A 12,092-nucleotide genomic window follows, 5' to 3' on the forward strand; every position below is an offset into this window, starting at 1 on the left:
CGATGCTCCGTCATCGCATCATGATCTCAGGGAACACAAACAGGATATGCGACCCGCTGACATGAGACCCGCACATGAATAAGGCAAAGCCGTCCCTGATCGGCTGCGAGGCCGCCGCGACGCTGCTCGAATCACTGACCGAACTGGTGATCCGCGCCGGCGACGCGATCCTTGCGGTCAATCGTTCGACGATGAATGTTGCCGGCAAGGACGATGGGTCGCCGGTCACCGAGGCCGATCTCGCCGCCGACCACATCATCGTCGAAGGGCTGACGCGGCTCGCGCCGCAGGTGTCGCTGCTGTCCGAGGAGCGCGTCCATCTGGCGACGCCGCCCTATAAAGACAGTTTCTTCCTGATCGATCCGCTCGACGGCACCAAGGAGTTCGTTGCCGGCCGCAATGAATTCACCGTCAATGTGGCGCTGGTCACGCAAGGCGTGCCGCTGCTCGGCATCGTCGGCGCACCGGCGCTCGGGCTGATCTGGCGCGGCATCGTCGGCAAGGGCGCGGAGCGACTGACGCTGCAGGGCGGCGCGGTTTCGCAGGCGGTGCCGATCAAGACCCGTCCCTGCCCGCCGCGCGGCGCGCCATGGACGGTGGCAGTGAGCCGCTCGCATGGCGATGCGCGCACCGAAGCCTTCATCGACGCGCGCGGCAACGCGGTCCGCGCCGTGCTGGGCTCGGCGGTCAAATTCGGCCGTGTCGCCGAGGGCGAAGTCGATATCTATCCCCGCCTGTCGCCGACATCGGAGTGGGATGTTGCGGCAGGTCACGCGGTCGTCGTAGCGGCCGGCGGCAAGGTCACCGATTCGAATGGCAGCCCGTTGCATTTCGGGCTCGGCCGCGAAGACTTCCTGGTGCCGGAATTCATTGCCTCGGGCGATCCGGCCGCGGCGCCGTGATCACTGCGCGAGATTGTCTTCCAGCTCCGGCCAACGCGCCGCGGCTTCCTTCAAAAAGCGCGCGGGATCGGCGGCGAACACGTCACGGCTGCGTTCCCGGTTGAACAGGTAAAGCCTGTTCCCGACGACGGCCCAGAATCGCGGATTGCCCGCGCAGGTGACGCCCCGCACCAGATCGGTCGGATCGTAACCGCCGAATTGCGGGCCATAGATTTCGGGATGCGCCACGAACGAAGCGCGGTTGCCCTCGTTGCGGAAACGCCAGACCACGCCGTTCTCCGCGGCCTCGAATTCCGGCCGCCCCTGGGTGGCGGCGGCGTCGGTGAAATAGGCGACGGGATCGAATCCCTCGATCGCCAATCCGGAGTAGCGGTTCGTCACCACGCGCTCGGTTGTGGTGGCCTGAACAGGCAAGGACGGCCAGATGGCCGCCAAAATGCCCGCCAACAGGCCGAAAAACGCCACCCCCCGGCACGATCCATATCTTTCCTGCCGTTGTGCCGTCATAGTTGATACCGATAACATCCGAGTCGAGGGGACACCGGGCGCAACCTAGAGCCGTGCCTGTTGGCATCAGGTTAAAGGGCAGCGCCCGGATTTCGATAGCAGGGGTTCTTAATGACTTTCGCATCACGCCTTGCCGCGGTCGCGTTTGCCGCGCTGATGTGCTGGAGCGCAGGGGCGTCCGCGCAGCAGGGCCCGCCACCGCAATATCCGCCGCCACAGCGTGAGCCGACCCCGTATACTTACGGGCCCGACGAATTGGTCAATGCCGGACACAAGTTCTTCGGCAATGTCTCGCGCGGACTCGCCTCGGTCATCGAGCGCGCCGTCAGCCAGTGGGGCCTGCCCAATGGTTATGTGCTCGGCGAGGAAGGCTCCGGCGCCTTCGTGGCCGGGCTGCGCTATGGCGAAGGCACGCTCTACACCAAGAACGCCGGCGACCTCAGGGTCTACTGGCAGGGTCCCTCGGTCGGCTTCGACTGGGGCGGCGACGGCGCGAGGACCATGACGCTGGTCTACAACCTGCCTTCGACCCAGGCGATCTATCAGCGCTTCGTCGGCATCGACGGCTCGGCCTATATCGTCGGCGGCTTCGGCATGACGGCGCTGACCGCCAACAACATCGTGCTGGTCCCGATTCGCTCGGGCATCGGCTTGCGGCTCGGCGCCAGCGTCGGCTATCTCAAATTCACCCCGCGCGCGACCTGGAACCCGTTCTAGGGCGTTTCCAGCCGAGCGGACGCCGGTTCGCATCAAGAAGACGCGTCAGGACAGAATCTGGAGCCTCGATCCGATTCAATCGGAACGAAGCGCGAGGTCGCAGCCCTGATCGGGCGATGAGGCCGGCGCTCCGGCACGGTTAGCAATTCAGGTTAACGCGGCAATCGGGCTGGCCTTTGGCCGGTCCGCCGTGGCATTGTGATTAACAAATTCCTTCTTTTCTTGGAGTGACCCTTCATGATCGAGCCGATCATGTACGCGGCGATCGGTTTCCTGATCTCGATGCTGTGCGGCCTGATGATCGTTCCGCTGGTGCACAACCGGGCGGTGCGGCTGACCACGCGCCGCATGGAGGCGGCCACCCCGCTGTCGATGGCCGAGATCCAGGCCGACAAGGACCAGCTCCGCGCCGAATTCGCGATGTCGGCCCGCCGGCTCGAGATGAGCGTCGACCAGCTCAAGAGCAAGACCACGAGCCAGCTCGCCGAGCTCGGCAAGAAGACCGATGCGATCAACCGCATGAAGATCGAGCTCGGCGAGAAGAACGCCGCGATCTTCGCGCTGGAAGCGCGCGAAAAGGCGATGAAGGATCAGCTTCGCGCCACCGAGGAAGAGTTCTCGGCCAAGACCGAGCTGTTGCGCAACGCCGAGCAGGCGCTGACCGACAAGCAGGGCGAGCTCGGCAAGATCAACGCCGAGCTCAACGACCGCGCGATGACCGCCGACAGCCGCCAGATCGAACTGGTCGCGGTGCGGACCCAGGTCGAGGAGCTGAAGAACCGGGTCGGCGATGCCGCCAGGGAATTCGCGGCAACCGAAGCCCGTCTCGCCCAGGAGCGCAATCAATCGGAAACTGCAACGCGCGATCTCACCGACGCGCGCGGCCGGGTCGAGAATCTGAGCCAGCGCGTCACCGATCTCGACCGCCAGCTCGTCGCCCAGGTCAAGGAAGCCGAGATGCTCGGCAACCGGGTCAACGACCTCGAGACGCGGCTTGCGACCCAGGGCAAGCTGCTTGCCGAGCGTGAATTCGAGAACGGCCAGTTGAAGCAGGCCAACGCCGCCGCCGAGCGGACCGTGCAGGAGCTGCGCGAGGAGATCGCAGCAGTGGGCGGCGGCAAATCCTCTGCGCTCGACAAGCTGCGGCAGGAGAAGGCTCAAGTCGAGGAGCAGCTGCGCACCGTCAGCGACGAGCGCGGCAAGCTGCAGCGCGACATCAACGCGATCCAGCAGCAGGCCGAGAGCTCCTGGGCGACCGAGCGGATGGAGAATGCGCTGCTGCGCGAGCGCATCAACGACATTGCCGCCGAGGTGGCCAAGCTCGCGATCCAGCTCGAGGGCCCGAATTCGGCGATCGAGGCCATGCTGGCGGCGGAGCCGACGGTGCCGGCCAAGGCGGCGGCCAAGCCCGCCAACGGCGCCTCGCCGGGCAGCGGGTTACCCGAAGGCGGCGGCACGCTCGCCGAGCGCATCCGGGCGCTGCAGTCACACGCCTCCCGCGCCCGCCAGCAAGGGGCGTGATTCCCGCAGGGTTTGGCTTGACACCCCTACCCGGCACTTCGTAAATCGCACGCTCTGACGAAGCGCCTCTATCGACCGGCCGCCGACCAGCGGCCTTTGGCACGTCACATCCCGGACGCATAGCTCAGCGGGAGAGCGTTCCCTTCACACGGGAGAGGTCCAAGGTTCGATCCCTTGTGCGTCCACCATTACTCCCAACAAGTCAATAGGTTACGAACCTTTTTCCCTTAACGCGTGCCCAGAAGCAGCTGGGGCACAATGGGGACACACATCATCTGGTCGCGATGATTGCCGAATATGCGCAGCCAAATAACCTTCAACAGCGCATGCGAGTCTCGGCGCCCTCGGAGGGCGGATATACTATGCAGTTTCAATGCCTTACCGATCTGGATGAGGAATTAGGTGTGGATCCCGCCGAAAACCACCTTTCAGGGCTTTCGCTGCAAGTTTAGGGCTGCTTCGGAACGGCACCTGCATGAAGTGCGACGCGTGCTGTTCAACGCCAACTGCCCTCACCTGGGCGAATCGGTGTAATAGTGAAATTCAGCCCAAGTCGTCCATCCAGAGCAGTTTCGTGTCCATTTTGCTCAAGCAAATCTGCCGACAGAAGAATTTTCTAGGCGGACGTCAGTCCGCCTAGATCGGAAAGTTCAAGAAGGAATTTTACGCATGGCCAAACCTCCCCACCCGGAGCACCCGGACGCCCCGCCCGGTCCGCCTAGCGAGACGCCCGGCAAAGGTCCGCCGCGGCCCAGCACGCCGCCTGGACATCGTCCCGTGGGCTAAGTTTGGCCAAACACAACAAACCCGGCGCCGACCAGGATTGGTGGACGATCTGGCCGGAGGTGTTCGATGCCGAGCTGGCGGCGTTCGCACGGCTCGGGATTGAGCCGCGAACTGTTTACAAGGGCAACGGGATCCTGATCCTCGAAGCGGACTGGCCGGTGGACGGGCAGTCCGCCCCGATGCTGTTGCGCATCGGGTATTCCCCGCTGCACCCCTTCTTTCGCCCGGCGGTGGCTGCACCGAACGAGAGTTTCGAGCGCCATCAAAACCCCATCAGCCGCGAGCTGTGCCTGCTCACGCAGGAATCGGGGCAATGGGACTCCAACCAACTCGTCGCCGACTTCGTCCAGGAGCGGCTAAACCATCTCCTGCGCGCCCTCGCGGCGAGAAGCGGCGGGCCGCTGGGACGATGCAGCCAGGCTCGAGGAGCAGGCCGCCGACCCGTTGATGCCGTATTTCGCAGGAGCTTCCGAAGCGGACTCGGTCATTCTTTTCGACGGCCATGCGCCGCTGCCGCCCGGGCCGCATGGCCTGCTTGAGGTGGTCTGCTCGGCTCGCTCCAGCCGCACGAACGACGCCGCGCTCGAAGGCGTGCTGCGGCAACTAAAGACCAGCAGCGGCGCGGCCATCGGCAAGAGGTTCGGCTTTCCGACGGAACCACTAGACGCTCCGGTGCTCACCGGCCGATGGGTCAAGTTCACTCCGCCCGCGACCATCGATGCGCACGAGTTGCTCAGGCTTGCCGAAGCAGAACTTACCCGCCAGGCGGTGATGCAGCCGACCAGCGTGCGCAAAGTCAACGAGGCGACGCGTGGCCCCCTCTCAATCACCGGCATCGTGTTTCCGGAGGAAGTCAAGTACGGCCCTCAGAAGAACGGCGCGGGATGGCTGTTCCTGGTTACGCGGCCTTCACTCGCGGACGGAACGACTGCGGGTGCGCCGGGATTGGTCCTGGGCGAGCGAGCCGGTAAGGACGACGTGTTTTCACGGCTGCCGATCGCGAAGTCGCTCCTGACGAAGAAGGCTGTGGTCATCGGAGCCGGCGCGATCGGAAGCTTCGCCGGTCTAGAACTGGCGCGCGCCGGCGTCGGAGAGATCACCTTTTTTGATTTCGACATGGTCCAACCGGGCAATAGCCTGCGCTGGCCGTTGGGTCGCTCGGCCTGGGGAAGAGGCAAGGCCTCGTCTCTCGCGAACTTCATCGCCGAGAACTATCCATGGACGAAAGCGAGCTTTTTTCCGGGGCGTCTCGGCGAGGCAACCACCGATGCCGCCGCGATCCCGCCGGACTCCGGCAACGTGCTTGCGCCGGTGTTCGATCTGCTGCGTAGCGCCGATGTGGTGGTCGACGCTTCGGCGTCGGAAGAGGTGCAGCTTGCACTGGCGCATCACTGTAAGCGCTTTCGTGTGCCTTACGTGGTCGGCTACACGACGTACGGAGTCGCAGGCGGTCTGGTCGCGCGTTTCCTGCCAGATGCCGAAGGCTGCTTTGTCTGCCTCAACGAGCACTGGAAGGATGAGCGCATACCCCAGCCACGGGTTGACGATCAGGGCGTCGTAATCCCGGTCGGCTGCAACGCTGCGACCTTCATGGGGGGCGGTTTCGACCTGCAGGAGATCTCGCTTGAAATCGTGCGGACTGCGGTCGGATTGCTGTCGGAAGGAACCTACGATTCCGGCGGTTGGACCGTGGCCGTGCTGACGCTCAAGAACGACGATGGCTCAAGGACGCTGCCTCGCTGGGAGGCGTACCCCTGCCCACCGCATCCAAGATGCTGCGGAGCCAAACGATGACAGTGTGGCTGTCCTCGCGCGTGATGCAATCGATGGTCGAATCCGCGCGGGATCTGTCCCCGCTCGAGAACGGAGGCATCCTTCTGGGCTGGCGTTCGGGCGAGGATCGTATCGTCGTCGATCTCCGCGGCCCCGGTCCACTCGCACTTCACGGGCGACATTGTTTCGTGCCGGATCACAAGTGGCAGGAGGCCGAGATCAAGAGCGCATTCGAAGCGAGCGACGGCGATCTCGACTATCTCGGCGACTGGCACTCGCATCCCGATGGCGTCGCTGAGATGAGCGATCTCGATTCGGCGACGCTCTTGCGGATAGCTCGAAGCGTGACTGCGCCGCTGATGCTAATCGTCGCTGGCAGCCAAACGGACTGGACTCCTCTATGCTGGAAAGGGGAGATCGTCGGTCCGTTGTTTTGGCGCAGATTGATGGCCACGCCGCAGGAGCTCAAGATTTTCGACCCCTCGACGGTCTGGCCGCGGCGGACTGCGGTCTCGCCGGAGACGCCGGTCCCCCAGTTCGGATCCCCCATCTAGGAAGTGCAGGTGCTCCCTCTGATCGCCTAAAGGCAAGTTATGAATTTCTCGACAGGTAAGCACTAGCTGCCGATGATAATATGAGACGGCCCGCTGGGACTTTTGCCCATTCTGCAGTCGGGCCAATTCCGTTATCGTGCCACCGCCGCCGACACAAAGCTCCCCGCGAGACGAGGGGAACGCCCCGTCTGCTTCGTAAGGTGCGCCTTTGGTCACCGAAAGCGACCTCGAGCTCGCTCTTGATTTCGTCCGGGCTCGGGCCGCCGGACCGGTCGAGGGCATTTTTGGTGCAGGCTCGATGATCTGGCGGATCGACCGGGAAGCCATCACCTTTTTGGGCGCCGGTCGAGCCTTGCTGCTTCAGCTGGCGCATCCCTGGATCGCCGCCGCCGTGGCCGACCACTCGCGGACCTTCTCGGATCCAATCGGCCGCTGCCATCGAACCTTTGACGTCGTGTTTACGATGGTGTTCGGCTCGCTCGATGCGGCCCTTACCACTGCCCGGCGCCTGCACCACCGACATACCATGATCGTCGGCCGCCTACCTGAAGCAATCGGTCCGTTCGAGAGCGGCTCGTCCTACCGCGCCAATGAGGTCGCTGCGTTGCGCTGGGTTCACGCGACCCTCGTCGACACCGCTCTGACAGTCCACGACCTGATCCTGCCTCCGTTCCCGGTCGAAGAGCGCGAGCGCTATTGGGCCGAAAGCCGGCTGTTTGGGGCATTGTTCGGGCTGACGTCGAGCGACTTGCCGGCGGATTGGGATTCATTCGCGGCCTACACCGCGGCGATGATGCAATCGGATACATTGTCCGTCAGCACCGCCGCCCGCGAGGTGGCCCGACAGATCTTTGCCGGGGGACGACCATGGTTGCGGCCGCCGCGTTGGTATCAAACCCTGACCGCCGAGCTGCTGGCGGACCGATTGCGCACCGGCTTCGGATTTGCCTTTGACGAACGCGACAGGAAGGCCGCAGCGCGTGCCGTTGCGCGGATACGACGCATCTATCCCAAGATGCCGACCCGGCTGCGCTACGTCGGCCCCTACCAGGAAGCTCAAGCGCGACTGCAGGGAACGCTCCAGCTGGGCTGGACAACCCGGTGCCTGAACAGGGCCTGGATAGCACGCCCCCAGTTGGATGACTGCCGGAACAGGTGACTGTCCCGGACAGCCACGGACGTCCCGATGCGGCTGTCCGCGGCCTGCCGCTAACCTCACGAGATCGAGAACGCACTTCTCATCAAGGCATGCCACTAACGTTGAACGATTTCGAGTTATCGACCATCGCCGCCGACAACTCCGTCCCTCTCGCCGGTGCTTTCTCCCCTTTGCAAGGAATCCACTTCTAATGACCGCCGATAGCAATATTTCATTCAGAGCCGCTCGCTGATGAAACCATGCTTTCGGTAGAAGCCGGCCTCAGGCAATATAAATAACCTGGTCATTCCGCCAGGCTCCGCGTCGACAAATCGACCATAACACCGTCGCGCTCGCACACGATCATTCGTCCCCTCGGGATGAGTTCTTCGTAGAATGCCGCCGTACGCCAATGAGGGTTGAGGCGACAATAAATGCTGAAGGAGAAGTCTAGGCAGAGGCCACTTCTCTCACGGTCTAGGCGGGCGGATCGAGATCCGTGCATATGGAATTGTGAATTCCAATAGTACTGCTGCGCTGCAAGGAGGTTGACCGTGGGCGTCCAGCAGCGCTGGACTCAAGCGGCCTCGCGCCCACGCCGTAAACCCAACGCGATCGGCATCGTTGGGCGTCGAGCAATGACTCTACCGGACTCTTTCGGTGACAGCCCCAGCTGCAGGTCGGGCACGACCTTCTGAGGGTGGACGCAGTCCTGCGGCCAAGAAAGACTGTCGTCGTGCCTGCTGATGGCCTCGGTAGCGGTCCAACTACTCTGCCGAAGCGTGCGCCGAAGCTCAACGAACACATCGCCAGGTGGTTCAAGGAGCGCGCACGACGTTGGCTCGCGCCAGCAGATCGTCTCGTATCTTCTTTCAACAAACCGCCACCCGGCTCACCTCCTATGGCAGCTACTTCCCGCGCTGCAGGACATTTTTTTCACCGAGCGTCGGAAACCGTACATACTTTTGTACGCGATCAGACACATAGTCGAAGCCGGGTTGGGACAACAGTTCATTAGCAAACAGACCGAATTCGAAAAGCAGACGACCCTCCGCTGCCTCCGGTGTCCTTGTAGCGAGAGGCGACTACTCGGTGTCATGTCAATGTCATTCGTGGAGATTGCAGTGAGTAAAAGCGAAACTAAAGTGAATGGCACGAATGGTTTCAGCGTGCCGCCGTTCGGTTTCCCATGGGGATTCCCTCGCGCACAGGAAGGCTGCGAGAAGATAAAGGCTACGTCCGTTGAGATCGCGGCAGCATTGCGCGAGACTTATGCCAGCAACGCCCAGAGCGCGACCGAGTACGGGCTGAAATTGATCGAACTCTCGCAGGCTAACACGGCCACGGCAATTGATTTCGCCGCCGACATTTTGGCCAGCAGATCGCCGGTCGACGCTCTCTCCCTCTCGGCGACACAGGCGCGGAAAGTTTTCGAGACCGCTTCCGCGCAAAACAAGGAATTGTGGCAGCTGACGCAGAGGCTCGCAACAGAGACCCGCGAGTCGATCAAAAGGCAGGTCGACAAGGCTCTCGGGCAGCCCAGCTAGGCAATCGAAGTTTAAGTGTAGCATTCAGGCACGATGGAATCCGGCCGGTTCGAAAACGCGCCCGTCCACCCCCTGCCCACACAGGGACAGATTCGGTGCATGACCCCAAACCACGGCACCGACATGAGGCGCGATCGAGCCGGCCGGGACCTGGCTTTTGCAACAGGGGAAGACGACATCTGAGGGAGGGTCACATTGGAATGGTCATGATCAAATGTCCGCAGACCGGCCGTACGATCCCTACTGGCATCGAGGCCGATCACGAGAGTTTTCAGCACTGCGTCGTGTCTTTCGGGCGCACGCGCTGCATCATCTGCCGATCCGATCATGCATGGTTCGCGCGCGAAGCCTTGGTCAATGAGGGTGCGTGCCTTCCCGCCGGCCGTACGCCTAGCACTGCTCGCCTCACCTGAGGCTGATGCGGCTCTTTCCGTCACCTTAGCTTCGGCAACTTTTCCAACGACACCACCTTCTGGGCGAAAATCTGTTCGACCTCGAAGCGCATGGTGCGGTGGCATTCGCACGCAGCCTTCCCTAGCCGCAGCCGATCGATCACGATGTGGCCGCGCCCATCCGGTATGATCGCGCCGGAAGCTCGCAAATCGCCCATCAGGGTAGTGACTGTAGACCGCCGTACACCGAGCATATGCGACAAAGTTTCCTGCGTGATCGGCAGGATATCGTCGTCCATGAGATCGCGCAGATGTAATAGCCAGCGCGCCACGCGCGCTCTAACGGGGTGCAGGGCGTTGCAGGCCGCCCCATGCTGAAGCTGCACCAGGATCGCCCTAATGTGCATCTGCACCACATAGCGGACGGCAGGGCTCTGGTTAAACGCAGCCTCAAACCGTGCCGCAGGTACACGCAAAGCCGTGCCCGGCACCCGGACGATGGCAGTGATGCCCGAGACCGCCGGCCCCAAGACGCGAAGGCTGCCAATCACAGCTTCGCGTCCGAGCATTGCTGTGGCGACGGTCTGCCCGTTCGCCATGTTGACCATCAGCGAGATGGCACCGCTGTTGGGGAAGAAGATGTGCTCGACCGGCTTGCCTGAGCGCGCGAGCACAGCTTCCTGTTGTAGTTCGACCGTCTCGACCTCCTTCGCCAGCAGATCGAAATCGGCATGCGGCAAGGCCGCGAGAAGGCGGTTGGAAACGCCGCTATTGCGGATCACTTCCGGTCGTCCGCGGCGAAGCAGCGTCCGTGCTTGCGACTGGCAAACAACGGGGGCGCTAACAATGGGACCAGATTAAGGAAGGAAAGGAAAGGCACGGGCGCGCAACGAGGCATCGAAGAAATCGCAAGCATTCAAGCGTCGACGGCAGTTGTTTGCATCACCGATATTTGAAATGCAACCTTTGTTTCATCGGCACCGTCGATGAAGAGCCGGTCTTGTCGCTCTTCATCTCAACCGTCCGTGGAGCCGGCAGGGGTCTTCTCGAAGCTTTGTCGCCTATCATTGCTGAATTCGCGCCTGCGATGATCAGGGCCGCGTTGCCGTCTGCCTTGACCTATCAATCACGAGCCCGGCGCGCAGGTTGCGCTCGGCAAACACCGTACGTAGCGGACGAACAATCTCATATCTCACCTCAACGTGCCATCTCGGCCTCGTACCAAAGATCATGCATGAGCTAAAATATGAGACGTACGCTATGACACGATTAATCACGCCGCTCGTTTCAGCTATTGTGGCGGGCAAAACCGGTTCTTTTCTCGATGCACTCGCCCCAAAACGAAGCAATAGCTGCTCCATGGGCCGACTCGGCAAGACTCCCTACACCTCGGGGCAGCCCTCGGCGCAGTTCGCAAGATCTTTAACAAAGAGCCTTCAATCTTGATCTTGTCAAACGGGAAGCTGCGTAAATAGCTCAGGCTGGAATAGCCGGTCTGAAATCGTCCATGGAGATGGCAACCTCGAGCTCGCGCAGCTGATGCAGGATCGCGAGATTGGCTTCGGGTCTCCGCCAGAAACACCGATTCATCGCCGGCGCTGGCTCGGCATGACGCATGCCCAGCATCCCCAACCCGCCGCCTGGGGCGTTAAGGTCGGGCACGATTGCGACGTTGGCCGCCCATCATGCCGGCGTCCTCGTGGCCCAGTATGTGGTAGTGCAGGACGTACTCACCGATGTACCGCTCATATCGTGTCCGGCCCTAGATTTGGCAATTGTGCTCAACGACGTTTGTGTCGGCGTTGTACGCAATTTCAACCCATGGTAGCCTCCATTTGTCCACGCGTTAGGAGGACGGTCATGCTGAGCGGTGTTCGCATTGTTGGCTTTGTCTTCGCGATTTTCTTTGCGTCCGATGCAAGTGCTCAATCTCAGTCCATAGACGCTCAGGCCAAAGCACTCGATCTCATCACCAAGACCGCAGATAGCGTCTGTAGCATTGTCGAACATCATGGAAACTCAGAGAGCCTGAATGTCAAAGGCGAAGTCAAGGCACAGCTGAGCGGCTTGATCAGGCAGCTCGCCGACCTGGGTATCAGTGGGGCTGCAGATTTCAATTCAGATCAGTACGTGAACGTTATTCGGACCGATCTTGCCGTGGCCATCAAGGACAACGCCCAATGCAAGTTCAACGTCTTTGACAAGCTTCAGGCGAAGATGATCAAGAGTGATTGAAATCGTTCTTGTTGTCGCGT

At 61.9% G+C, this 12,092-nt stretch carries 12 protein-coding genes, 1 tRNA gene and 1 pseudogene; 11 read left to right on the forward strand and 3 right to left on the reverse strand.

Annotation, left to right across the window (positions count from 1 at the left end; translation table 11 throughout):
* Nucleotides 1–74 precede the first annotated feature (74 nt).
* A complete protein-coding gene (gene cysQ / locus ACVMIH_RS18525) occupies nucleotides 75–902 on the forward strand; it encodes a 3'(2'),5'-bisphosphate nucleotidase CysQ (protein ID WP_253638925.1) in 828 nt (275 codons plus the stop codon).
* On the opposite strand, the gene ACVMIH_RS18530 is transcribed toward cysQ, so the two are convergent.
* Nucleotides 903–1,409 (reverse strand): YHS domain-containing (seleno)protein, encoded by a 507-nt coding sequence (locus ACVMIH_RS18530; RefSeq protein ID WP_456862854.1) that lies wholly within the window; start codon nucleotides 1,407–1,409, stop codon nucleotides 903–905.
* Between the two features lie 111 nt (nucleotides 1,410–1,520).
* Here ACVMIH_RS18530 and ACVMIH_RS18535 point away from each other — a divergent pair, with 111 nt between their 5' ends.
* From ACVMIH_RS18535 to ACVMIH_RS18575, 9 genes are all read left to right on the forward strand, one after another.
* Nucleotides 1,521–2,126, forward strand: a complete 606-nt coding sequence (locus ACVMIH_RS18535; protein ID WP_016843676.1) for a DUF1134 domain-containing protein — start codon at nucleotides 1,521–1,523, stop codon at nucleotides 2,124–2,126.
* 237 nt (nucleotides 2,127–2,363) lie between these two features.
* On the forward strand, nucleotides 2,364–3,647 hold the full coding sequence (locus tag ACVMIH_RS18540; protein WP_229193274.1) for a coiled-coil domain-containing protein: 1,284 nt from the start codon (nucleotides 2,364–2,366) through the stop codon (nucleotides 3,645–3,647).
* Nucleotides 3,648–3,760: 113 nt separating this feature from the next.
* Nucleotides 3,761–3,835: transfer RNA gene (locus ACVMIH_RS18545), tRNA-Val, on the forward strand.
* A 600-nt stretch (nucleotides 3,836–4,435) separates the two neighbouring features.
* Nucleotides 4,436–4,972, forward strand: coding sequence for a hypothetical protein (locus ACVMIH_RS18550; protein ID WP_456862857.1), 537 nt, complete (start codon nucleotides 4,436–4,438; stop codon nucleotides 4,970–4,972).
* Complete coding sequence (locus ACVMIH_RS18555; RefSeq protein WP_456862860.1) at nucleotides 4,881–6,227, forward strand: ThiF family adenylyltransferase; 1,347 nt, start codon at nucleotides 4,881–4,883, stop codon at nucleotides 6,225–6,227. Before ACVMIH_RS18550 ends, ACVMIH_RS18555 begins: the two co-directional genes overlap by 92 nt.
* A 23-nt stretch (nucleotides 6,228–6,250) precedes the next feature.
* Nucleotides 6,251–6,760, forward strand: coding sequence for a Mov34/MPN/PAD-1 family protein (locus ACVMIH_RS18560; RefSeq protein ID WP_456862863.1), 510 nt, complete (start codon nucleotides 6,251–6,253; stop codon nucleotides 6,758–6,760).
* Nucleotides 6,761–6,968: 208 nt separating this feature from the next.
* Nucleotides 6,969–7,919, forward strand: coding sequence for an oxygenase MpaB family protein (locus ACVMIH_RS18565; protein ID WP_456862866.1), 951 nt, complete (start codon nucleotides 6,969–6,971; stop codon nucleotides 7,917–7,919).
* Between the two features lie 652 nt (nucleotides 7,920–8,571).
* On the forward strand, nucleotides 8,572–8,916 hold the full coding sequence (locus tag ACVMIH_RS18570) for a DUF7831 domain-containing protein (protein WP_456866512.1): 345 nt from the start codon (nucleotides 8,572–8,574) through the stop codon (nucleotides 8,914–8,916).
* 106 nt (nucleotides 8,917–9,022) lie between these two features.
* Nucleotides 9,023–9,445, forward strand: a complete 423-nt coding sequence (locus tag ACVMIH_RS18575; protein ID WP_456862869.1) for a phasin family protein — start codon at nucleotides 9,023–9,025, stop codon at nucleotides 9,443–9,445.
* A gap of 433 nt (nucleotides 9,446–9,878) precedes the next feature.
* Here ACVMIH_RS18575 and ACVMIH_RS18580 read toward each other — a convergent pair whose 3' ends face one another.
* Together ACVMIH_RS18580 and ACVMIH_RS18585 are read right to left on the reverse strand one after the other, a co-directional pair.
* The gene (locus tag ACVMIH_RS18580) at nucleotides 9,879–10,619 is read right to left on the reverse strand and encodes a Crp/Fnr family transcriptional regulator (protein ID WP_456862872.1); all 741 of its coding nucleotides are present in this window, start codon (nucleotides 10,617–10,619) and stop codon (nucleotides 9,879–9,881) included.
* 632 nt (nucleotides 10,620–11,251) lie between these two features.
* A pseudogene (locus ACVMIH_RS18585) lies at nucleotides 11,252–11,425 on the reverse strand (EAL domain-containing protein); the annotation flags it as partial.
* A 272-nt stretch (nucleotides 11,426–11,697) separates the two neighbouring features.
* Here ACVMIH_RS18585 and ACVMIH_RS18590 point away from each other — a divergent pair.
* Nucleotides 11,698–12,072, forward strand: a complete 375-nt coding sequence (locus ACVMIH_RS18590) for a hypothetical protein (protein ID WP_456862875.1) — start codon at nucleotides 11,698–11,700, stop codon at nucleotides 12,070–12,072.
* Nucleotides 12,073–12,092 lie beyond the last annotated feature (20 nt).

The organism is Bradyrhizobium sp. USDA 4503 (genome assembly GCF_054055815.1).